The sequence below is a fragment of the Streptomyces sp. NPDC001933 genome (genome assembly GCF_042890955.1).
GTDB lineage: Bacteria > Actinomycetota > Actinomycetes > Streptomycetales > Streptomycetaceae > Streptomyces.
The window spans coordinates 131,169-153,498 of sequence record NZ_JBIASS010000001.1; the positions used below are offsets into that span (position 1 = coordinate 131,169).

15 protein-coding genes are annotated in these 22,330 nt (G+C 71.8%); 9 read left to right on the top strand and 6 right to left on the bottom strand.

The window, feature by feature from the left end; translation table 11 throughout:
- Positions 1-201: 201 nt before the first annotated feature.
- From ACFYY7_RS00590 to ACFYY7_RS00605, 4 genes are all read right to left on the bottom strand, one after another.
- Positions 202-3,120 carry a helix-turn-helix transcriptional regulator gene (locus ACFYY7_RS00590; RefSeq protein WP_388655413.1) on the bottom strand — a complete coding sequence of 973 codons (2,919 nt, stop codon included), beginning with the start codon at positions 3,118-3,120 and terminating at the stop codon, positions 202-204.
- A gap of 70 nt (positions 3,121-3,190) precedes the next feature.
- Positions 3,191-3,397: a hypothetical protein gene (locus ACFYY7_RS00595; protein ID WP_388655415.1), complete on the bottom strand. Its 207-nt coding sequence runs from the start codon at positions 3,395-3,397 to the stop codon at positions 3,191-3,193.
- 251 nt (positions 3,398-3,648) lie between these two features.
- Positions 3,649-6,684, bottom strand: coding sequence for a type 2 lanthipeptide synthetase LanM family protein (locus ACFYY7_RS00600; RefSeq protein ID WP_388655417.1), 3,036 nt, complete (start codon positions 6,682-6,684; stop codon positions 3,649-3,651).
- A 254-nt stretch (positions 6,685-6,938) separates the two neighbouring features.
- Positions 6,939-8,024, bottom strand: a complete 1,086-nt coding sequence (locus tag ACFYY7_RS00605) for a LacI family DNA-binding transcriptional regulator (RefSeq protein WP_388655419.1) — start codon at positions 8,022-8,024, stop codon at positions 6,939-6,941.
- Positions 8,025-8,134: 110 nt separating this feature from the next.
- Here ACFYY7_RS00605 and ACFYY7_RS00610 point away from each other — a divergent pair, with 110 nt between their 5' ends.
- The 9 genes from ACFYY7_RS00610 (at position 8,135) to ACFYY7_RS00650 (ending at position 18,951) form a co-directional block, all read left to right on the top strand.
- Positions 8,135-9,286, top strand: coding sequence for a Gfo/Idh/MocA family protein (locus tag ACFYY7_RS00610; protein ID WP_388655421.1), 1,152 nt, complete (start codon positions 8,135-8,137; stop codon positions 9,284-9,286).
- Positions 9,287-9,330: 44 nt separating this feature from the next.
- Positions 9,331-10,485 (top strand): dihydrodipicolinate synthase family protein, encoded by a 1,155-nt coding sequence (locus ACFYY7_RS00615; RefSeq protein ID WP_388655423.1) that lies wholly within the window; start codon positions 9,331-9,333, stop codon positions 10,483-10,485.
- The gene (locus ACFYY7_RS00620; protein WP_388655425.1) at positions 10,482-11,309 is read left to right on the top strand and encodes a sugar phosphate isomerase/epimerase family protein; all 828 of its coding nucleotides are present in this window, start codon (positions 10,482-10,484) and stop codon (positions 11,307-11,309) included. Before ACFYY7_RS00615 ends, ACFYY7_RS00620 begins: the two co-directional genes overlap by 4 nt.
- A gap of 486 nt (positions 11,310-11,795) precedes the next feature.
- The gene (locus ACFYY7_RS00625; protein ID WP_388655427.1) at positions 11,796-12,323 is read left to right on the top strand and encodes a hypothetical protein; all 528 of its coding nucleotides are present in this window, start codon (positions 11,796-11,798) and stop codon (positions 12,321-12,323) included.
- 93 nt (positions 12,324-12,416) lie between these two features.
- On the top strand, positions 12,417-13,259 hold the full coding sequence (locus ACFYY7_RS00630) for a DUF4097 domain-containing protein (RefSeq protein WP_388655428.1): 843 nt from the start codon (positions 12,417-12,419) through the stop codon (positions 13,257-13,259).
- Positions 13,260-13,335: 76 nt separating this feature from the next.
- Positions 13,336-14,319 (top strand): ATP-binding cassette domain-containing protein, encoded by a 984-nt coding sequence (locus ACFYY7_RS00635; protein WP_388655430.1) that lies wholly within the window; start codon positions 13,336-13,338, stop codon positions 14,317-14,319.
- Positions 14,316-15,104, top strand: a complete 789-nt coding sequence (locus tag ACFYY7_RS00640) for an ABC transporter permease (protein ID WP_388655432.1) — start codon at positions 14,316-14,318, stop codon at positions 15,102-15,104. Before ACFYY7_RS00635 ends, ACFYY7_RS00640 begins: the two co-directional genes overlap by 4 nt.
- Before the next feature lie 127 nt (positions 15,105-15,231).
- Positions 15,232-17,532: an ATP-dependent RecD-like DNA helicase gene (locus ACFYY7_RS00645; RefSeq protein WP_388655434.1), complete on the top strand. Its 2,301-nt coding sequence runs from the start codon at positions 15,232-15,234 to the stop codon at positions 17,530-17,532.
- A gap of 129 nt (positions 17,533-17,661) precedes the next feature.
- Positions 17,662-18,951, top strand: a complete 1,290-nt coding sequence (locus ACFYY7_RS00650) for a citrate synthase (RefSeq protein WP_266732887.1) — start codon at positions 17,662-17,664, stop codon at positions 18,949-18,951.
- 513 nt (positions 18,952-19,464) lie between these two features.
- Here the strand turns inward: ACFYY7_RS00650 and ACFYY7_RS00655 are convergent.
- Positions 19,465-21,822 (bottom strand): heavy metal translocating P-type ATPase, encoded by a 2,358-nt coding sequence (locus tag ACFYY7_RS00655; protein WP_388655436.1) that lies wholly within the window; start codon positions 21,820-21,822, stop codon positions 19,465-19,467.
- Between the two features lie 107 nt (positions 21,823-21,929).
- Positions 21,930-22,238 (bottom strand): heavy-metal-associated domain-containing protein, encoded by a 309-nt coding sequence (locus ACFYY7_RS00660; protein ID WP_388655438.1) that lies wholly within the window; start codon positions 22,236-22,238, stop codon positions 21,930-21,932.
- Positions 22,239-22,330 lie beyond the last annotated feature (92 nt).

The following is a 22,330-nucleotide window of genomic DNA, read 5'->3' on the forward strand; positions in this document are numbered from 1 at the left end:
CGGCCCCCACATCGGTGCCGGGCCCGCATGTTCCGTACCGGCACCCGACCAAACCCGCCCCGCGCCCCCATGTTGGGCCCCCGTACCCGTCATCCGTACGTGGGGGCGACGCCGCGGGGGGCGGGGCGGGGCCGGTGGAGACACCGCCGGCCGGCCCCGGACCTCCGTGCCCGGTCCCGATCCGCCGTACCCGGCCCCCGGTCAGTCGCGTTCGGCCACGCACTCGGCGGAGAACTCGCAGAGTGCCGCGCGGTCCGCGCGCCCCGTCTTGCTCAGCAGACTCGCCATGTGCTTCTCCACCGTGCGTGGCGATATGGAGAGCCGCCGGGCGATCTGCTGATTGCCCGGCCGCTCCGCGAGCAGCACGAAGACCTCGTACTCGCGCGGCGTCACCCCGCTCGTCCGCAGCTGGGCCGGGATACGGTCCCAGCCGCCCCGGTGCTGTCCGACGCTGGCCCCCGCCTGCCGCAGCGCCGCCCGGCACGCGGCGGCGACCGGCTGGATGCCCGCCCCGTAGAAGTACTCCTCCGACGCCCGCAGCCAGCTCACCGGCTCGCCCCACTGCTCGGCGAGCGCCGCGCCGGCGACCAGCCGCAGCCCCAGGTGGCGGGCGAGCGGAAAGGCGGCGGCCTCGGTGACGGCCGCCCCGACCGACCTGGCGGCCCGGTCCGCGTCGCCCGCGCGGCCGTGCAGGACGCCATCGGCCAGCCGCAGGAACAGCTGGTTCCACGCCAGGTCCGCGCCGGGGCTCTCCAGGATCGCGTCGAGCTCCGCCCGGCCGTCCCGGCCGTCGAGTATCCGCAACAGCGGACGCAGACCGTAACGTCCGCTCAGGTAGAAGAAACTGGGGTGTTCGCGCTCCCAGGCCAGCGAGGCGTCCAGGTCGGCCAGCGCACCCTCGCGGTCCTCCTCCAGCAGCGCCGCGAAGGCGCGGCAGAGCCCCAGTTGCAGCGGGACGAGCAAGGACTCCTCGCCGCCCGCCCGGCGGAACCGGACCATGGCCCGGTCCAGGTCCCGTCTTCGGCCCCGGTGCGCGGCGAGTGTCGCCGAGGCCAGCAGCAGGTAGCGGTGCGCCCCCAGATTGCGGACCCGCGCACTGGCGGCCACCGACCGCTCGATGATCTCGTGCGCCCCGTCCCACTCGCTCCGCATCACCGCGTTCATGGCGAGCAGCCCGTCCACGGTCTGCGTCGGCACCAGCGCGCCCAGCGACTGGGCGGCGGTCCGGGCCGTCTCCAGCCCGGCGGGGTCACCGGTGCGCATGAACGTGTTGGCGCCGAGCCGGACCAGCGCCTCCACCCGCCACACCGGCAGGGCGTGCTGTTCGGAGACCGCGAGCATCCGCTCCAGGCACGCGTCGGCCTCGTCGAAGCCGCGCTCCCGGGAGAGCAGTGCCAGTAACTGCCAGGCCTGGCAGGCGACCACAGGGAGTTTCCGCTCCTCCGCGACGGCGGCGGCCCGGCGCGCGGCGTCCTGCGCGGACCCCTGCCGCCCGTGGCCCGCATGGCCGGGCAGCAGCGCCAGATGACCGTCCACCACGTCGAGCGCCGCCTCCTGCTCGGGGCGGACGGCCGTACCGAGCACGCTCCGCGCGGTCCGGATCTGCCCGGCCGCCTCGTCCACGCGCTCCGCCATCACGGCCGCCCAGGCGATCCGGATGTGGGTCTCGCCGCGCTGCTCGGCGGCGTCGGAGCGCGGCGGCACCGGGGGAAGCTCCGCGGTCAGCGCCAGAGCCGTGTCCAGCTCACCGGCCTCGGCACGGGAGACGGCGAGCGACTCCGTGATGCTCCGCAGATCGCTCTCGTGGGCGAGCGAGCGGGCCCGTTCCAGCAGGATGACGGCCGAACCGGACGCACCCGCTGCCAGCATCCGGCGGCCGACGTCGGCGAACTGACGGGCCGCGCCGTGCCGGTCGCCCCCGGCCAGTTGCAGCGTTGCCATCAACTGCCGCTGTTCGTCGCCGAGTCGATGCTCGGCGGCAGCCAGGGACAGCGCCGCTCGGCGGGCCGTCGCGGCCCGCTCCGCCGGCGCCAGCGAGGCCACCAGCGCCTCGGCGGTCAGCGCGTGCCGGAAGGTGTAGCGGTCGGGGTCCGCCCCGTCGGGGGCGATGATGTTCGCCTCCACGGCGGAGCGCAGATGGCTGAAGAGCGTACGGTCGTCGAACCCGGTGACCGTCTGGAGCACGGTGACCGAGAACCGGCTGCCCAGAGTGGCCGCGCACAGGAGCAGCTCGCGCACCGGCTCGTCGAACCGGTCCAGCCGCCGCGACCAACTGCGCACCACCCCGGTGGGCACCGACGCGTCCGGGTTGACGTGCTCCTCCCACCGGCCGCCCGCCCGGCGCAGCTGGCCGGAGTCGAGCAGATCGGCGAGCAGCACCTCGACCAGGTACGGATTGCCGCCCGCCCGGGCGGCCAGCCGTTCGTGGGTGGCCTGCGGCACCTCGTCCGGGGCGGCCTCCAGGCACGAGGCGGTCATCTCCCGCACGTCCGTGTCCCCGAGCGGCGCCAGCTCGCGCACCGTGGCGACCTGCCGCCGTTCCGCCGAGCGCACCAGGTCGAGTGCGACCCCGGGCTCCGGACGCAACGTCCCCAGCAGCAGCACCGGCAGGTCCGCCACGTTGTCGATGACGTACTCCACGACCGCGATCGTCTCGGTGTCGGAGTCGTGCAGGTCCTCCAGCAGGATCACGCAGCCGTGCTCCTGGCCGAGCACCGACAGCAGCCGCAGCAGCGCCTCGGCCAGCTCGACCACCGTCTCCGGATAGCCGGGGGAGGAGCCCCGGCGCCACTCCGGCACCAGCCTGGCCAGCGCCGGACGGTACGGGTCCAGCTCCGGGTCGGTGGGTGTCCCGGCCGCCCGGAACCGCGAGGACAGCGCCTCGATCAGCGGGCGGAACGGCACCACGAGCCCGGTCGACGTGGCCCTGCCGCGGAGCACCGGCATGCCCCGCTCGTACGCCCGGTAGGCGCACTCACCGGCCAGCCGGGATTTGCCGATGCCCGCGTCACCGACGAAGAAGACCGCGCGTCCCGAACGCCGCGACGCGGCGTCCAGGGCATTGCTCAGCAGGCCGGTCTCAGCGACACGCCCGACAATCACTGACGAAGTGGCACGCATGGACGCAGGCTACTTGAGCCACTACCCACCGGTCAGTGCGGCAAATCGCTTGATCCTGAAAGGAATTGGCTCAGACCCAGGTCATCGTGGTCCACGGCAGGTCCGAGGTGCAGTCGGTGCCGCCGTCCGTGGCGCCGAGGATTCTGCTGCGCAACCCCAGTCTGCCGCCCGCACCCAGGGCGATCCTGCCGACGGGGTGCTCGTCGGCGAAGTCGTGGAACTCGTCGAACTCGTCGGCGCGGAGGGCGGAAGCTTCGAGGGTCTGCACGGTCTGCATGGTCTGCCTCTTCTCGTGGGAGGTTGTCGTTGCGTGAGCGGCGCGACGAGACGTGTACGACGCGGTGGTACGTGAGCGGTGAGAAAGTACGTGCTGCGGTACGGGTGTTACGGGTGTTACGTGCGAGACGCGGCGGCGTGAGGGCAGGGCGGGCGACGGGGTGTGAGCGGACTGGAGACGTGAGGGACAGGGGCGGTCGGTAGGGCGTGAGCGGCGCGTGGACGCCGGCTCCGGTTCCGTCCCGTGACCGCTCAGCCGGGCGCCGCCGACACGGTGGGACCGGCGAGCAGCAGCATCGACGGCACCCGGTCGGGGAACCCGGCCCTCAGCAGCCCGTGCCCGATCCCCGCGAGCCCGGTCAGCAGCCCCGGATGAGACACCTGGCCGGGTGTTCCGCAGCGCGGCTTCGTCCGGTCGGCCGCCGCGAGCAGCGCCCCGGCCCGCTCCACCCAGCGGGTGCGGGCACCGGACGGTTCGCCGCGGCGCAGCAGTTCGAGGACGCCGAGTTCGCCGTGGCACAGGCTGTCGTCCGGCGGTGGTCCGGTCCGTGCGATGTCCGCCGCCGCCTCGTGCGCCCAGGCGGACAGCAGTGGGTCGCTCTGCGCCGCCGGGCTGTCCAGCACCGCCAGCGCCACGCCCGTCCTGCCCCGGCACCAGGAGATGTCGCGGTCCACGGCACCGGTCGCGGCCCGCAGCGCGGCGAGCCCCGAGGCACGGTACGGCTCGCCGCCACCCGCCTCGGCGAAGCGCAGCAGCGCCCAGCCGATCCCGGCGGACCCGTCGGCGAATCCCGGTGCGGCGGGCAGCGACGCCTCGCGCAGCAGCCCGGCGCAGCGCTCCGCCGCACGCCACACATCGGCCCGTCCGGTGACCCGGTACCCGGCGAGCAGACCGGCCAGCCCGCCGGCCGTGCCCCCGCGCACCCCGTACTCGCTCTCGGCGACGGCCGCCGCACCGGTCAACCGCAGTGCGGGCAGCACCAGTCCACCGAGGCGCGGGTCGTCCAGCGCGTCCGAGACCTGGGCCAGCGCGTACGCGATCCCGCCGATCCCGGCGAACGCGCCCGAGCCCACCGGGCCCAGATCGTCCGGGCGCGAGTGCAGCACATCCAGCAGCCCGGCGAGGGGCGCTAGCGCGTCCCGGGCTGCCGTGGCGTACCGCTCCGCCCCGGTGAGCGCGGCGAGCTGGGCGAGGAAGCACGCCGTACCGGTGTAGCCGCCCGCCAGATCGGCGGCCATCGGGCCCAGCCGCCAGTAGCGCTCGTCGAGCAGCTCCAGGCCGATCCAGTTCAGCCGGGTGGGCCCGGAGTAGGCCTGGGACACCAGCTCGTCGCCGACCGACCGGGCCGCCGCGAGCAGCTGGTCCGGATCCGGCGCGGTCGCGGCCGTACGGACCCGGCGTGGGCCGGGCCGGGGCTCGTGGGCGGGCTCTCGCGAGGTGGTCACCATCGCGGCACGGATGATCCGTTCCTGGTCCTGGCGGTCCACCGCGCCCATGGCCGCCAGCTTCGCGCGGACCAGGGAGAGCCCGGTCCGGGCGAGCGTGCCGGGCAGCAGCCGGCCGGTCCCGCTCCACAGGTCGGTACGTTCGGGCAGGGCGGTGAACAGGGGCACGTCGCCCGACCACAGCTGGGCGATCTCCTCGTCCAGCAGACCGGGCAGCGCGGCGGATCCCAGGGTGTCGGTGCCCAGCAGCGCGAGCACCTCGTGCCGTTCGGCGGCGTCCTTCATCAGGTCCGGGTGCGTGGACTCGTCCAGGAGCGAGGCGTAGATCCAGGTGGGCCGCACCACCACCCGCACCTCGTCGTGCGCGAACCGGTCCAGCAAACCACCGGTGCGCAGGAGTTCGGTGCGAGCCTCCTTGATCGCGGTGTAACCGGCGCGGAATCCGGCACACAGCGCATGGGTGAAGGCGGACGGGTCGGCGGGCGTCCCGGTCAGCCGGGGCCGGTTCGCCGAACCGCCGAACCGGGCCGTCCGGCGCACCAGCCGCATCCGGTCGGTCCCCGCGTCCGCCCAGTCCACGCTGCGCACCGGGGAATCGGCCGCCTGCCCACCGCCGATCCCGGACATGTCGAGCGCCGACTCGTCCCCGACGAGCAGCTGCGGCAGCAGCCCCACCCGGTGCACCGAGTCGTGCAGGGCGCGGGCCGCCGGATCGTCCGAACCCGCGGTGGTCAGCGGCGGGTGGAACAGCGTCTCCACATCGACGAGTACCGGGTACTCCCCGTCCGCGATCAGGTTCTCGTGGTGCAGGTCGGTGCCGTCCAGCGCGTGCAGCAGGGCCAGCAGGGCACCCTGACGCCGGTAGAAGGTCTCGACCTGGCGGCCCGAGCGGCAGGGCCGTTCCGCGACGAACTCCACCCAGCCGTACGGCCCCCGGTCCAGCAGGGCGAGCGTACGGAGTCCGGGGGTGCCGGGCAGTGCGTTGAACCACTGGACCAGTTCGTTGAAGTGCTGGTGCGCGGCGAGCGGACGCGGCTTGTAGACCAGCCGGGCACCGTCCTCGAACCGGAGCAGCATCACGGTCCGCCCGCCCCGGTGGCCGTCCCCGGCCCCGGGATCGACCCCCACCAGCCGCCCGCCCCCGGCCTCCTCACCCCAGGACTCGTGGACGCCCGGCAGCACCGGCCGGTCCGCGGCGAACCGGACCAGCATCTCGGCCAGCGCGGCGGCGGCGTCGAGCGCGGCACGCGCCAGGATCCGGGCCAGTACGGGGTACGTGGTGCAGAGCGCGGCCAGTCCGGACCGGGCGCCGGTCAGCCGCAGGAAGTCGGTGAACCGGTCCTCGGGGCCGTCCCCGGCCAGCCGCCCGTCCCGCCGCGCCGTGTGCAGCTCCAGGACCAGCGTGCGGGCGGCGAGCCGCGCGAGTCGCCGGGACAGGTGGCGCTCGAAATCGTCGTGCACGGCGCTCAGATCGACGTACCGGCTCAGCCGCCGCGGCAGACCGTCCCGCATCCGCCGCGCGGCGCAGGCGGTGAACGGGACGAGAACACGCTCGAATCCACGCAGCCCCGGCAGCTCCTCCCGGTCGCCGATCACCGCCCGCTCGGGTGCGGCGGCAATCGCGTCCCGGACGAACACCGCCCAGTCCGGGGCGCGTTCGGGCAGCGCGTCGCCGGTCAGCGCCGGCCGCCACCACGAACCATCGGCCCAGGAGGCCCCGTCCGCCGCCGGCCGTTCGGCCTCCAGCAGACCGACCGCATCGGCGGAAGTGCCCGCTGTCGCAGCCGGACATGACGCGGAAGAGACGCCCAGCCGTCGGCCGCCCGCATGGATCTCCGCCATCGCACCTCCTCGGTCCGGCGCCGGCACCACCGGTCCGCCACGCCCCATACTTCCGGCGTTGGCCCCGGCGGGCATGGGGGCAACGCCCCCATCTTTCTGCCCACGCCCCGAACGGGAACCGGAACGGGCCCCGGCACGCCCCCGTTCGGAGGCCGGTGCCGGGGCCCGAAGAGGCCATGAGCCATGGCCGTACGAGAGGCCCTACTGCCCCCGTGCGTCCGAAGCGGCCATGAGCCATGACCGTACGAGAGGCCCTACTGCCCCCGGGGCGGCGCAGTCGACCCCCGCACCATCAGCTCCGCCGCGATCGTCGCGATTCCCCCGGGCGGCGGTGTCTCCTTGCCCATCGCGAGGCGGCCCGCCCGTGCGCCCGCCTCGAAGAGCGGCAGCCGTACGGTCGTCAGCGCCGGGACCGCGTCCACCGAGAACGGCAGGTCGTCGAAGCCCGCCACCGAGATGTCCTCGGGGATGCGCAGTCCCTGGTCCCGGACCGCCGCGCACGCGCCCAGCGCCACCGTGTCGTTGGCGGCGACGATCGCCGTCACCTCCGGTTCGCGGCGCAGGAGTTCGAGGGTGGCGTCGTAGCCGGAGCGGCGGTCGTACGGGCCGTGGACGGTGAGGCGGTCCTCCTCGTGCGAGTCCGTATGGCCGCCGCCGAGCCCCGCCGCCCGCATCGCGTCGCGGTGGCCCTCCAGCCTGTGGCGGGTCGTGGTCCGCTCCGGCGGGCCCGCGACGTAGCCGATCCGCCGGTGGCCGAGCGAGAGCAGGTGTTCGGTGAGGCGACGGCCGCCGCCCCGGTTGTCGAAGGCGAGCGCGGCCACGACCGCCCCGCCGTCCGGCAGCGGGGGGCGCCCGCACAGCACCACCCGGGTGCCCGCGTCCGCGAGCTTGGCCAGCTTGGCGGAGACCGCGGCCTGGTGCGCCGGGTCCTCCACCGCGCCGCCGGTCAGGACGACGGCCGCGGCGCGCTGGCGCTGGAGCAGGGTGAGGTAGGTGAGTTCGCGCTCGGGGGAGCCGCCGGTGTTGCAGACGACGGCCAGCTTCTCGCCGCCCGCCCGGCCGGAGCCGTCCCCGGGACCGCCGATCTCGGTCTGCGCCGCGCCCGCCATGATCCCGAAGAACGGGTCCGCGATGTCGTTGACCAGGATGCCGACCAGGTCGGAGGTGGCCGCCGCGAGCGAACTCGCCGGCCCGTTGAGCACGTAGTCCAGGTCGTCCACCGCGCGCAGGACCCGTTCGCGGGTGGACGCGGCCACCGGGTAGTTGCCGTTCAGCACGCGGGAGACGGTGGCCGGCGACACCCGGGCGCGGGCCGCCACATCCGCCAGGGTGACTGTCATCCGCTTTCCTCCGAGGGTTTCGGGCCGGGCCCTCTTGTCCGGGCCGCTGTCGGCAGGCTAGCGTCATCCTGGATAGAAAGCGCTTGCTACGGCTGTATGGAGGAAGTTTCGTGACACGCAGGACAGTGCGCATCGCCATGAACGGCGTCACGGGTCGCATGGGCTACCGGCAGCACCTGGTGCGCTCGATCCTCGCGATCCGCGAGCAGGGCGGCCTCGACCTCGGCGACGGGGACGTGCTGTGGCCCGAGCCCGTGCTGGTGGGCCGCCGCGCCCACGCGCTGGAGGAGCTCGCCGCGCAGCACGGTCTGACCGAGTGGTCGACCGACCTCGACGCGGTGCTCGCCGACGACACCATCGACATCTACTTCGACGCCCAGGTCACCTCGGCCCGGGTGGACGCGATCAAGAAGGCGATCGCCGCCGGCAAGCACATCTACACCGAGAAGCCCACCGCCACGGACGTCGAGGGCGCCCTGGAACTGGCCCGGCTGGCCCGCGAGGCCGGGATCAAGCACGGCGTCGTCCAGGACAAGATCTTCCTGCCTGGCCTGCTGAAGCTGAAGCGCCTCATCGACGGCGGCTTCTTCGGCGAGATCCTCTCCGTGCGCGGCGAGTTCGGCTACTGGGTCTTCGAGGGCGACTGGCAGGAGGCCCAGCGCCCCTCCTGGAACTACCGCTCGGAGGACGGCGGCGGCATCGTCGTCGACATGTTCCCGCACTGGGAGTACGTGCTCCACGAGCTGTTCGGCCGGGTCTCCACCGTCCAGGCGCACGTCCAGACGCACATCCCGCAGCGCTGGGACGAGCAGGGCAAGCCCTACGCCGCCACCGCCGACGACTCCGCGTACGGCATCTTCCAGCTGGAGAGCGGCGCGGTCGCCCAGATCAACTCCTCCTGGACCGTCCGCGTCAACCGCGACGAGCTCGTCGAGTTCCAGGTCGACGGAACGCACGGCTCCGCCGTCGCGGGCCTGCGCAACTGCCGCGTCCAGCACCGCTCGGCCACCCCCAAGCCGGTCTGGAACCCCGACCTCCCGGTCACCGAGTCCTTCCGCGACCAGTGGCAGGAAGTCCCCGACAACGCGGTCTTCGACAACGGCTTCAAGGCCCAGTGGGAGCTCTTCCTGCGCCACATCGTCCTCGACGAGCCGTACAGCTGGGACCTGATGGCCGGTGCCCGCGGCGTGCAGCTCGCCGAGCTGGGCCTGAAGTCCCACGCCGAGGGCCGCCGTCTCGACGTACCGGAGCTGTCCCTGTGACGAATCACCCCGCGTACGCGCCCAGCGCATCGGAGCTGATCTGAGTGACCATCCACCTCCCGCAGGGCCCGTACGAACCCCGTACCACCCCGCTCGACCTGGCCCCCGGCGCCGGCCCGCTCGCCTTGCGCACGGTCTTCTCCGCCGCCCATGTCGTCGCCGACCCGTACGCCGACATCAGCCCCGACTCGCCCGCCGCCGTCGACTGGGACGCCACCCTCGCCTTCCGCCGCCACCTCTGGTCGCACGGCCTGGGCGTCGCCGAGGCGATGGACACCGCCCAGCGCGGCATGGGCCTGGACTGGGCCGGTGCGGCCGAACTGATCCGCCGCTCCGCCGCCGAGGCCAAGGCGGTCGGCGGCCGCATCGCCTGCGGCGTCGGCACCGACCAGCTGCCCGCCGGGCCCGCCACCCTCGCCGAGGTGCGCTCCGCGTACGAGGAGCAGCTCGCGCTCGTCGAGGCGAGCGGCGCCCAGGCCATCCTGATGGCCTCCCGCGCGCTCGCCGCGGCGGCGAACGGCCCCGAGGACTACCTGGAGACGTACGCGCACCTGCTGCGCCAGGCGTCCGAGCCGGTCGTCCTGCACTGGCTGGGCCCGATGTTCGACCCCGCGCTGGACGGCTACTGGGGCTCCTCGGACCTCGACGCCGCCACCGACACGTTCCTGAAGGTCATCGCGGAACACCCGGACAAGGTCGACGGCATCAAGATCTCCCTGCTCGACGCGGAGCGCGAGATCGACGTCCGCCGCCGCCTGCCCGGCGGGGTGCGCTGCTACACCGGCGACGACTTCAACTACCCCGAGCTGATCGCGGGCGACGACCGGGGCTTCAGCCACGCCCTGCTCGGCATCTTCGACCCGCTGGGCCCGCTGGCCGCACACGCGGTACGGGTCCTCGACACGGGCGACACCCAGGGCTTCCGCGATCTCCTCGACCCCACGGTCGAGCTGTCCCGGCACCTCTTCCAGGCGCCCACCCGCTTCTACAAGACGGGCGTGGTGTTCCTGGCCTGGCTGGCCGGCCACCAGGACCACTTCACGATGGTCGGCGGTCTCCAGTCCGCCCGCTCGCTGCCGCATCTGGCGAAGGCGTACGAACTCGCGGACCGCCTGGGACTGTTCCCCGACCCGGAACTGGCCGAATCCCGGATGCGGGCCCTGCTCACGGTCAACGGCGGCAACGGAGGCACCCGATGAGCGACGGCCGTCTCTCCGTCAACCAGGAGACCATCAAGCAGTGGTCGCTGCCCGAACTGGCCGAGGGCTGCGTCAAGGCGGGCATCGACAAGGTCGGCCTGTGGCGGGCACCCGTCCAGTCGTACGGCATCGAGCGCACCGCCCGGCTCCTCGCCGACTCCGGCCTGTCCGTCACCAGCCTGTGCCGCGGCGGCTTCTTCACCACCCTGGATCCGGCGGAACGGGCCCGCGCCCTGGACGACAACCGCGCCGCGCTCGACGAGGCGGCGGCCCTGTCCACCGACACCCTGGTCCTGGTCTCCGGCGGCCTCCCCGAGGGCAGCAAGGACCTGCACGGCGCCCGTGAACGCGTCGCGGACGCCCTGGGCGAACTGGCCCCGTACGCGGCAGAACGCGGCGTACGTCTCGCCATCGAGCCGCTGCACCCGATGTTCGCCTCGGACCGCTGCGTCGTCTCCACGCTCTCCCAGGCGCTGGACATCGCGGAGCGCTTCCCGGCGGACCAGGTCGGCGTGGTCGTCGACACGTACCACATCTGGTGGGACGACCAGGCGGCCGCGCAGATCGCCCGTGCCGGTGCGGGCGGCCGGATCCACTCCTTCCAGCTGGCCGACTGGATCACCCCGCTCCCGGCGGGAGTTCTGGTGGGCCGGGGCCAACTCGGCGACGGGGCGGTGGACTTCCGGGCGTTCCGCTCGCTGGTCGAGGCCACCGGTTTCGACGGCCCGGTCGAGGTGGAGATCTTCAACGAGGCGCTCTGGGCCCGGGACGGTGCCGAAGTCCTCGCCGAGGTCGCCTCCCGGTACGCCGAGCACGCCTGCTGACAAGGCTCTTTGCCCACAAGGCAAAGAGATCGTCAAGGCGTACAACCGTTTGGTGGTTCGCCTGGTCGTATCTGGCGTCGGGTGCTTCCGGGGAGGGATCTGGGGGGATCAGGAAGTCTCGGCGTTGGGGGAAAGCGAGGGGGGCCCGGTCATGTGACCGGGCCCCGTTTCGTGTTCGGAGGCCGCCCGTCGGGCACGGCGCCACCGTCATCGCCATCACCGTTGCCGCTGGCGCATGCCCGGGACCCGGCCCGTCGGCAGGCCCTGTGACGGCATGCGGCATCACTTGGGCATCACGTGGCACCACGTGATGCCCAAGTGATGCCATCGGAGGTGCCGGAGAAGCCGGGAATCCATGTGGCGCCGCATTGATGCAACGTGGCGTCGGTGTATTTCCGCAGGTCAAAGCCTTCAAGGTGTGAGCGCGCCGCAGTTGCCCCTCTTTCGGGGTTGCGAATGGCGCCACTCTGATGCCATTATGGCGTCATGGACCTCACGCCGTATGTCGACAACCTCCGCCGCGAACTCGCGGTGGCCGCCGAAGCCGGCGGCGAAGAAGCCCGTGAGCTGGCCGAGCGGCTCACCGCTCCGCTGGAGTCGGCGACCCGCCTGACGATGCTCAACGTGCTCTCCGCCGCGATGGACGAGATCACCCGTGAACTCGCCCCCGGATCGGTCGACGTACGGCTGCGTGGGCTCGACCCCGACTTCGTGGTGACACGGCCGACGGGCGAGGAGACGTACGGGGACAGGAGCGGGCCCGCCGAGCCGCTCAAGACCCCGGCCCCGGCCCCGGCACCCGCCGACGGCGACGAGGGTGGCACCGCCCGCGTCAACCTGCGTCTGCCCGCCCACCTCAAGGCGCGCGCCGAGGAGGCCGCGAGCCGCGAGGGCCTGTCGGTCAACGCGTGGCTGGTACGAGCCGTGTCGGCCGCGGTCGACGGCGGCGCGCAGCCCCGTACACCCCAGAAGACCAGCACCACAGGACAGAGCTTCACGGGCTGGGTGCGCTAGGCAGGACCTGGCCGCACCCGCACCCGACCTGCGCCACCCACACCACGTCCCACCTGCGGGGACGCCCCGACGAGTCATGAGGACGGTACAGCCATGCCTTCTTTCGACACTCCCGAACCGATCACGGTCACCGCGCACGTCGGCGCCGGCTCCCTCCGGCTCACCGCGAGCGAGCGCGGCGACACCGCCGTCGAGGTACGGCCCGCGAGCCCCAAGCGGGACAAGGACGTGCGGGCCGCCGAGCAGACCGAGGTCTCCTACGCGAACGGCGTCCTGACCGTCAGGACGAAGGAACGCCGCTTCATCGGCCCCGCCGGCGCCGTCGACGTCATGGTCGACCTGCCCCTCGGCTCCGACGTCGACATCACCGGCGCCTGGACCCAGGTGGCCGCCGAGGGCCGGCTCGGCAAGGTCCGGGTGAAGAGCTCGGGCGGCGACGTCCGGCTCGACGAGACCGGGCCGGTGCACCTGACCGTCTCCCACGGCTCGATCTCCGTCGACCGGGTCGAGGGCGCGGCCGAGATCACCACCAGCTCCGGCAGCCTGCGCGTCGGCACGGTCGACGGGCCCGCCGTCCTGAAGAACTCGCACGGCAGCACGACCGTAGGCGCCGTCGTCGGCGACCTGCGGGCGAACGGCGCCTACGGCGACATCGACATCATGTGCGCCGAGGCCTCGGTCACCGCCACCACCGCCCACGGCGCCCTGCGCGTCGCCGAAGTGGTCTCCGGCACCGTCCAGTTGGAGACCTCCTACGGTGGCATCGACATCGGCGTCCGCCGGGGCACCGCCGCCTGGCTCGACGTCAGCGCCGAGCGCGGGCAGGTGCACAACACGATCGCCGACTCGGCGCCGCCGGCCGAGGCGGAGCGGACCGTGCAGGTCCGTGCCCGCACCCGCTGGGGCAACATCGACATCCGCCGCGCCAAGGCCTGAGCGCCTGCAACTCCCGTACGACGTCCCTCGCTTCACTCCCCTCACGAGCCCGGAGGGCTCCATGTCTGCTTCTGTCATGCCCATGTCCACAACCAAATCGGCGGCCCCCGCCGTCTCCACCGTCGGGCTGCGCAAGTCCTACGGCGACAAGACCGTCCTCGACGGCATCGACCTGCACATCCCGGCCGGATCCGTGTTCGCGCTGCTCGGCCCGAACGGCGCCGGGAAGACGACTACCGTGCAGATCCTGTCCACGCTCATCGCCGCCGACGGCGGACAGGCCCAGGTTGCGGGCCACGACGTCGCCGGCTCCCCGGACGGGGTGCGCGCCGCGATCGGTGTCACCGGACAGTTCGCCGCGCTCGACGACCTGCTCACCGCCGAGGAGAACCTGCTCCTCATGGCCGACCTCCTGCGCCTCGGCAAGCGCGAAGGGCGCAGGCGGGCCGGGGAGTTGCTGGAGCGGTTCGGCATCGCGGACGTCGCCAAGAACCGTGCCGCGACCTTCTCCGGCGGCATGCGGCGCCGTCTCGACCTCGCGATGACGCTGGTCGGCGACCCGAAGGTGATCTTCCTGGACGAGCCGACGACCGGGCTCGACCCGCGCAGCCGCCGCACGATGTGGGACACGGTGCGCACACTGGTCGAGAGCGGCGTCACCGTCTTCCTCACCACGCAGTACCTGGAGGAGGCCGACCAGCTGGCGGACCGGATCGCGGTGCTCGACGGCGGCCGGATCGTCGCCGAGGGCACCGCCGACGAGCTCAAGGCGCAGATCCCCGGCAGCCACGTACGGCTGCGGTTCGACGCCGTCGACGAGTTCGATCGCGCGGCCGCCGCCTTCCCCGGCGCCGCCCGCGACGACGAGAACCTCTCCCTGCGCGTGGCGAGCGATGCCGGCATGGAGGCACTGCGCGCCCTGTTCGACCAGCTGGACGCGGCCGGAGTGCGGGCCGCCGACTTCTCCGTGCACACCCCCGACCTCGACGACGTGTTCCTCGCCCTGACCGGCGACGGCACCGACGCCACTCCGCTCCACGTCAAGGAGACCCTGCGATGAGCACCCTCACGTACGCCGTGCACGACTCGATGACGATGCTGCGGCGCAACATCAAGCACGCGCTGCGCTACCCGGCCGTCTCGCTCGGCCCGGCCATGATGCCCATCCTGATGCTGCTGCTCTTCGTGTACGCCTTCGGGGACTCGATCGGCGCCGGTCTGCCGGGCTCCGGCGGCCGGGACGCGTATCTGGAGTATCTGACGCCCGGCGTCATCATCATGGGCGTGGCCGCCGGGGCCATGTCGACCTCGATCGCGGTCTGCCAGGACATGACCGAGGGCATCATCAACCGCTTCCGCACCATGAACATCACACGCTCGTCGTTCATGACGGGCCATGTGATCGGCTCCGTCATCACCACGGTGGTGAGCCTGGTCCTGGTGGTGGGCGTGGCTCTCGCGCTCGGCTTCCGCCCCGACGCGAACCCGCTGGAGTGGCTGGCCGCGGCCGGGCTGATCGCGGCCATCGCGTTCGCCGTGGCCTGGCTGTCGGCGGCTCTCGGCCTGATCTCCAAGACGGTCGAGTCCGCGAGCAACAAGCCGCTGCTCATCCAGTTCCTGCCGTTCCTCGGCTCGGCGTTCGTGCCGGCCGATTCGATGGCGCCCGGCCTGCGCTGGTTCGCCGAGTACCAGCCGTTCACTCCGATGACCGAGACCCTGCGCGGCCTGCTCACCGGCTCGGCGGTCGGCAACAGCGGCTGGATCTCCCTCGCCTGGTGCGCCGGTATCGCCCTGGTCGGCTACATCTGGTCGCGCTCGCTCTTCAACAGCACCACCAAGCGCTGAACCACCGCGACACCCTTGCCCCGTCGGCCGCCGGCCGACGGGGCAGGGGTGTCGGCCGACCTCCCCGAGGCCCGCAGTCCCCGAGGCCCGGAACACGATGTCAGTGGCAGGCGATACCGTCGGACACATGTCCAACATGGCCGTCCTCGAAGGTGTGCTGGAGCGCATCACGTACGCCAACGAGGAGAACGGATACACGGTCGCGCGCGTCGACACCGGTCGCGGTGCCAACGACCTGCTCACCGTGGTCGGTTCGCTGCTCGGTGCGCAGCCCGGTGAATCGCTGCGCATGGAAGGCCGCTGGAGCTCGCACTCGCAGTACGGCAAGCAGTTCACCGTCGAGAACTACACGACGATCCTGCCCGCCACCATCCAGGGCATCCGCCGCTATCTCGGCTCCGGGCTGATCAAGGGCATCGGCCCGGTGATGGCCGACCGGATCACCACCCACTTCGGCGTCGACACCCTCGACATCATCGAGAACGAACCGAAGCGGCTCGTCGAGGTCCCCGGCCTCGGCCCCAAGCGCACGAAGATGATCGCGGCCGCCTGGGAGGAGCAGAAGGCGATCAAGGAGGTGATGGTCTTCCTCCAGGGCGTCGGCGTCTCCACCTCCATCGCCGTCCGCATCTACAAGAAGTACGAGGACGCCTCGATCTCCGTCGTGAAGAACCAGCCCTACCGGCTGGCCGCCGACGTCTGGGGCATCGGCTTCCTCACCGCCGACAAGATCGCCCAGGCGGTCGGCATCCCGCACGACAGCCCGGAAAGGGTCAAGGCCGGCCTCCAGTACGCGCTGTCGCAGTCCACCGACCAGGGGCACTGCTTCCTCCCCGAGGAGCGGCTGATCGCGGACGGGGTGAAGCTGCTCCAGGTCGACACCGGGCTGGTCATCGAGTGCCTCGCCGAACTGGCCGAGGACCCGGAGGGCGTCGTACGGGAGAAGGTGCCGTCGCCCGAGGGCGGCGAGCTCGTCACCGCCATCTACCTGGTGCCCTTCCACCGTGCCGAGGTCGCCCTCGCCGCCCAGGTGCAGCGGCTGCTGCGGACGCCCGAGGAGCGGATGCCGGCCTTCGCCGACGTGGACTGGGACAAGGCGCTGGCCTGGCTCGGTACGCGTACGGGGGCGAAGCTGGCGCCCGAGCAGGAGGCGGCGGTCCGGCTCGCGCTCAGCCGGAAGGTCGCCGTGCTGACGGGCGGGCCCGGCTGCGGGAAGTCGTTCACGGTCCGGTCGATCGTGGAGCTGGCGCGGGCCAAGAGGGCCAAGGTGGTGCTGGCCGCGCCGACCGGGCGGGCGGCCAAGCGGCTCTCCGAGCTGACCGGGGCCGAGGCGTCCACCGTCCACCGGCTGCTCGAACTGAAACCGGGCGGCGACGCCGCCTACGACCGGGACCGTCCGCTGGACGCCGATCTGGTCGTCGTCGACGAGGCGTCGATGCTGGATCTGCTGCTGGCCAACAAGTTGCTGAAAGCGGTGGCACCCGGTGCCCATCTGCTGCTCGTCGGGGACGTCGACCAGCTGCCGTCGGTCGGCGCGGGGGAGGTGCTGCGCGATCTGCTCGCCGACGGCAGCCCCGTTCCGGCGGTCCGGCTCACCACCATCTTCCGCCAGGCCCAGCAGTCCGGCGTCGTCACCAACGCCCACCGGATCAACTCCGGTCTACCGCCCCTCACCCAGGGCCTCAAGGACTTCTTCCTCTTCGTGGAGGACGAGACGGAGGACGCCGGAGTGCTCGCGGTGGATGTCGCGGCCCGTCGCATTCCCGCCAAGTTCGGCCTGGACGCGCGGCGCGACGTGCAGGTCCTCGCCCCGATGCACCGGGGCCCGGCCGGGGCGGGCACGCTCAACGGACTCCTCCAGCAGGCCATCACCCCGGGCCGCCCGAACCTCCCCGAGAAGCGGTTCGGCGGCCGGGTCTTCCGGGTCGGCGACAAGGTCACCCAGATCCGCAACAACTACGACAAGGGCGAGAACGGCGTCTTCAACGGCACGGTCGGCGTCGTCACCGCCCTTGACCTGGACGAACAGACGCTGACGGTGCTCACCGACGAGGACGAGGAGATCGGTTACGACTTCGACGAGCTCGACGAGCTGGCCCACGCGTACGCCATGACGATCCACCGCTCCCAGGGCAGCGAGTACCCGGCCGTCGTCATCCCCGTGACCAAGAGCGCCTGGATGATGCTGCAGCGGAACCTGCTGTACACCGCCGTGACCAGGGCCAAGAAGCTTGTCGTACTGGTCGGCTCGCGGCAGGCGATCGGCCAGGCGGTCCGCACGGTTTCCGCAGGCAGACGCTGTACGGCGCTGGATTACCGGCTGTCGGGTGGCTCGGGCGGAGGATCGGCGGAAAAAATGATCGATCAAATCGGTGGGAAACATCACCCAGCCCTTCCGGAACCGGAAACGAGGGGGCAGGATGAGTAAGTTCGCGGCACTCAGTGCCGCGAGTAGGTCCAATGGACGACCCCGAGTGCACTCTCCTGAGCCAAATGGGGGAGGGTGGAGACAGTCAGGGAACCTCGAAGAAGAGGCACTACGTCGGTGAGGGATGACGTGAGCGACAACTCTGTAGTACTGCGGTACGGCGATGGCGAGTACACCTACCCGGTGATCAACAGCACCGTCGGCGACAAGGGCTTCGACATCGGGAAGCTCCGGGCCAATACCGGTCTGGTGACACTGGACAGCGGATACGGCAACACCGCAGCCTATAAATCCGCCATCACCTACCTCGATGGTGAGCAGGGCATTCTGCGCTACCGCGGCTACCCCATCGAGCAGCTCGCCGAGCGCTCGACGTTCCTGGAGGTCGCGTACACGCTCATCAACGGCGAGCTTCCCAAGGTCGACGAGCTGTCGACCTTCAAGAACGAGATCACCCAGCACACGCTGCTGCACGAAGACGTCAAGCGCTTCTTCGACGGCTTCCCGCGCGACGCCCACCCGATGGCCATGCTGTCCTCGGTCGTCAGCGCGCTGTCCACGTTCTACCAGGACAGCCACAACCCGTTCGACGAGGAGCAGCGCCACCTCTCGACGATCCGGCTGCTCGCCAAGCTGCCGACGATCGCGGCGTACGCCTACAAGAAGTCGATCGGCCACCCCTTCGTCTACCCGCGCAACGACCTCGGGTACGTCGAGAACTTCCTGCGCATGACCTTCTCGGTCCCGGCCCAGGAGTACGACCTGGACCCGGTCGTCGTCTCCGCGCTCGACAAGCTGCTCATCCTGCACGCGGACCACGAGCAGAACTGTTCGACCTCCACCGTGCGTCTGGTCGGCTCCTCGCAGGCGAACATGTTCGCCTCGATCTCCGCCGGCATCTCGGCCCTGTGGGGTCCGCTGCACGGTGGCGCCAACCAGTCGGTGCTGGAGATGCTCGAAGGCATCCAGGCCAACGGCGGCGATGTCGACTCCTTCATCCGCAAGGTGAAGAACAAGGAGGACGGCGTCCGCCTGATGGGCTTCGGCCACCGGGTGTACAAGTCCTTCGACCCGCGCGCCAAGATCATCAAGGCCGCCGCCCACGACGTGCTGTCCGCGCTCGGCAAGTCCGACGAGCTGCTCGACATCGCGCTGAAGCTGGAGGAGCACGCGCTCTCCGACGAGTACTTCGTCTCGCGCAACCTCTACCCGAACGTGGACTTCTACACGGGTCTGATCTACCGGGCCATGGGCTTCCCGACCGAGATGTTCACCGTGCTCTTCGCGCTCGGCCGCCTCCCCGGCTGGATCGCCCAGTGGCACGAGATGATCAAGGAGCCGGGTTCCCGCATCGGCCGCCCGCGCCAGATCTACACCGGCGAGGTCCTGCGCGACTTCGTCCCGGTCGAGGCTCGCTGAACCTCGTAGCACCCCCCGCACGACCCCGGCCGCCGAGGCCGGTCGACTTCGCCCCGAGTACCGCGCCTTCGCACAGAGCGCGGTGTCCGGGGCGATTTGCGTGTCCGGCGGGCTGTTTCACCGCCCGGCGGCGGCAGGGAGACGGCAGAGAGAAGCGCCCCGCCATCGATCCCCCCACGGGCCGACAGCGAGGCGCTTCCCATGTCCCGGAGCGGATTCCCCCCACGGGATCCGGCCGGGCGTCTGTGGGAGCCGGAGCTCCTGCGTTCCTCGACTAGCTGCGAACTGCGCTTTTCACTTGTCCTGCTTCGTGCGGTCTGCCGGGGTACGTACGCACGGGAGGGCCGCTCAAAGCTCCCCGGTGCACGTGCCCCGGCCAACGCTTGCCCGGCGCGTCCCCCAAGACGCTCCGACGGACGTCCCCCAAGACATCCTTGGCATCGCACTCTTAGACTCACGAACCCGCCGGATGGTTACCCTGAAATCCATGTGATCTGGATCTCTTTGTGGATTTTACGTGAAGGCGCGCAACCGCAGGCTGTTCGTCACGACGAAGACCGATGAGAAGGCCATCGCCGCTCCGGCAATCATAGGGTTGAGCAGGCCAAATGCCGCAAGGGGCAGGGCGGCCGCGTTATAGCCGAATGCCCAGAAGAGGTTGCCCTTGATCGTGGTCAGGGTGCGCCGGGAGAGCCGGATCGCGTCGGCGGCCACCTTGAGATCTCCACGAACCAGGGTGAGATCGGCGGCCTCGATCGCGGCGTCCGTGCCGGTCCCCATCGCCAGACCGAGGTCCGCGGTGGCGAGGGCGGCCGCGTCGTTGACCCCGTCACCGACCATGGCGACGGAGCGCCCCCGGGTCTGCAGCCGCTCGATGACGTGCACCTTTTCCTCGGGCAGCACCTCGGCGTGGACCTCGTCGATCCCGACGGCACGGGCCACGGCGTCGGCCACGGCACGGTTGTCACCGGTCAGCAGAACGGGGTGGAGGCCGAGTGCGCGGAGTTCGGCGACGGCCTGCGCGCTGGACTCCTTGATCTTGTCGGCCACCGCGAGGACGCCGCGCGCCCGCCCGTCCCAGGCGACCATGACCGCCGTACGGCCCTCGGCCGCCGCGTCCGCGACGGCGCCGGACAGGGTGCCGGGCACGTCGATGCCCGCGTCGGCGAGCAGTTGCTCGCGGCCGACGAGGACGGCGTGGCCCTCGACGATGCCCTGGACGCCGAGTCCGGCGATGTTGGTGAAGTCCTCGGGGGTGGGGAGGGTGGTGCCGGTGCGTTCGGCGGCTCCGGCGGCGACGGCCTGGGCGATGGGGTGTTCGGAGGCGTGCTCCAGGGCGCCGGCGAGGCGCAGTACGTCGGTTTCGGTGGTGTTGTCGGCGGTGTGGACGTCGAGGAGGGTCATGCGGCCGGTGGTGACGGTGCCGGTCTTGTCGAGGACGATCGTGTCGACGCGGCGGGTGGTCTCCAGGACCTCCGGGCCCTTGATCAGGATGCCGAGCTGGGCGCCGCGCCCGGTGCCGACCATGAGGGCGGTGGGGGTGGCCAGGCCCAGGGCGCAGGGGCAGGCGATGATCAGTACGGCCACGGCGGCGGTGAACGCGGCGGTCACGTCGGTGACCAGCAGCCACCCGGCCAGGGTGACGAGCGAGATCAGCAGCACCACGGGTACGAAGACGGCGGAGACCCGGTCCGCGAGGCGCTGCACCTCGGCCTTGCCGTTCTGGGCGTCCTCGACGAGCTTCGCCATCCTGGCGAGCTGGGTGTCGGCGCCGATCCGGGTGGCCTCCACGACGAGCCGGCCGGAGGCGTTGACGGTGGCCCCGGTGACGGGGTCGCCGACGCCGACCTCCACGGGCACGGACTCACCGGTCAGCATGGACGCGTCCACGGCCGAGACACCCTCGACGACGGTGCCGTCGGTGGCGATCTTCTCGCCCGGGCGGACCACGAAGCGGTCGCCGACGGTGAGCCGGGCGACGGGGACGCGTACCTCCGTACCGTCCCGGAGGACGGCGACGTCCCTGGCGCCCAGGTGCATCAGCGCCCGCAGGGCGGAGCCCGCCTTCCGCTTGGACCTCGCCTCCAGAAAGCGGCCCAGCAGGATGAAGGTGACGACCCCGGCAGCGACCTCCAGATAGATGGTGGAGGAGGCACCGTCGCGCGAGACGGTGAAGTCGAAGCCGTGCCGCATCCCGGTCATGCCGGCGTCGCCGAGGAAGAGCGCCCACAGGGACCAGCCGAAGGCGGCGAGCGTGCCGATCGAGACCAGGGTGTCCATGGTGGCCGCGCCGTGCCGGAGGTTGGTCCAGGTCGCGCGGTGGAAGGGCAGCGCGCCCCAGACGACGACGGGGGCGGCGAGGGTGAGCGAGAGCCACTGCCAGTTGTCGAACTGGAGGGCCGGGACCATCGCGAGCAGGACGACCGGGGCGGCGAGGACGGCCGAGACGATCAGACGCTGCCGCAGCGAGGCGAGAGCCGGGTCGGCTTCCTGCTGCTCACCGGCACCGGTCTCGATCTCGGCCTCAGCCTCTGTCCCGGCCCCGGTGCCGGCCCCGGCGTCGGCCGGTGTGCCGGTGCGGGTACCCGCCGCCGGTGGTGGCGCGGGCGCGGGCGGTTCGGGACGGTGTACCGGCTGCGCCGTGTAACCGGTCTTCTCGACCGTGGCGATCAGATCCGCGAGGCCGGTCCCGGGGCCGAAGGCGACCTTGGCCTTCTCGGTCGCGTAATTGACGGTGGCGGTGACGCCGTCCATCCGGTTGAGCTTCTTCTCGACGCGGGCCGCGCAGGAGGCGCAGGTCATCCCGCCGATCGTGAGCTCGGCGGTCGAGTCCTCCGCCGTCCGGGCCGCGGCCTCTGTTGCGCTGTGCATGTCCGAACTCCTGAAACGCCGACCGGGCCTTACCCCACCAGTATCTGCTGGCAGGTCCGGCCCGGCGGCAAAGGGGGACGCGGGTGCGTCCGGTGCAGCGACGGTGTTCAGGCCCGGCCGACGAGCTCGTAGCCCGCCTCGTCGACCGCGGCGCGCACGGCGTCGTCCGACAGCGGGGCCTCGGAGACGACGGTCACCTGACCGGTGGCGGCCACGGCCTTCACCGAGGTGACACCCTCGATGCCGGAGACCTCCTCGGAGATGGCGCCCTCGCAGTGTCCACAGGTCATGCCGGACACCTGGTAGACGGTGGTCACGCCGCCCGCCTGCGCACCGGCGTCCGCGCCGTCGTGGCAGGAGCCGCTGGGCGAGCAGCAGGAGCCGGTGGCCTGGGGGAGCTGGGTCTCGGTGGTCATGGTGATCTCCTTTTTGGCGAGCGCAAAGGGTTGTGGCGTCAGGGGCCCCGGGGGAGGCCGGTGCGCCCCGACACATCCCAGACTATACCCCT

Coding starts and splice junctions, on each gene's coding strand:
- ACFYY7_RS00590 (WP_388655413.1), bottom strand. CDS start 3,120: ATGCGTGCCACTTCGTCAGTGATTGTCGGGCGTGTCGCTGAGACCGGC.
- ACFYY7_RS00595 (WP_388655415.1), bottom strand. CDS start 3,397: ATGCAGACCGTGCAGACCCTCGAAGCTTCCGCCCTCCGCGCCGACGAG.
- ACFYY7_RS00600 (WP_388655417.1), bottom strand. CDS start 6,684: ATGGCGGAGATCCATGCGGGCGGCCGACGGCTGGGCGTCTCTTCCGCG.
- ACFYY7_RS00605 (WP_388655419.1), bottom strand. CDS start 8,024: ATGACAGTCACCCTGGCGGATGTGGCGGCCCGCGCCCGGGTGTCGCCG.
- ACFYY7_RS00620 (WP_388655425.1), top strand. CDS start 10,482: ATGAGCGACGGCCGTCTCTCCGTCAACCAGGAGACCATCAAGCAGTGG.
- ACFYY7_RS00625 (WP_388655427.1), top strand. CDS start 11,796: ATGGACCTCACGCCGTATGTCGACAACCTCCGCCGCGAACTCGCGGTG.
- ACFYY7_RS00630 (WP_388655428.1), top strand. CDS start 12,417: ATGCCTTCTTTCGACACTCCCGAACCGATCACGGTCACCGCGCACGTC.
- ACFYY7_RS00635 (WP_388655430.1), top strand. CDS start 13,336: ATGCCCATGTCCACAACCAAATCGGCGGCCCCCGCCGTCTCCACCGTC.
- ACFYY7_RS00640 (WP_388655432.1), top strand. CDS start 14,316: ATGAGCACCCTCACGTACGCCGTGCACGACTCGATGACGATGCTGCGG.
- ACFYY7_RS00645 (WP_388655434.1), top strand. CDS start 15,232: ATGTCCAACATGGCCGTCCTCGAAGGTGTGCTGGAGCGCATCACGTAC.
- ACFYY7_RS00655 (WP_388655436.1), bottom strand. CDS start 21,822: ATGCACAGCGCAACAGAGGCCGCGGCCCGGACGGCGGAGGACTCGACC.
- ACFYY7_RS00660 (WP_388655438.1), bottom strand. CDS start 22,238: ATGACCACCGAGACCCAGCTCCCCCAGGCCACCGGCTCCTGCTGCTCG.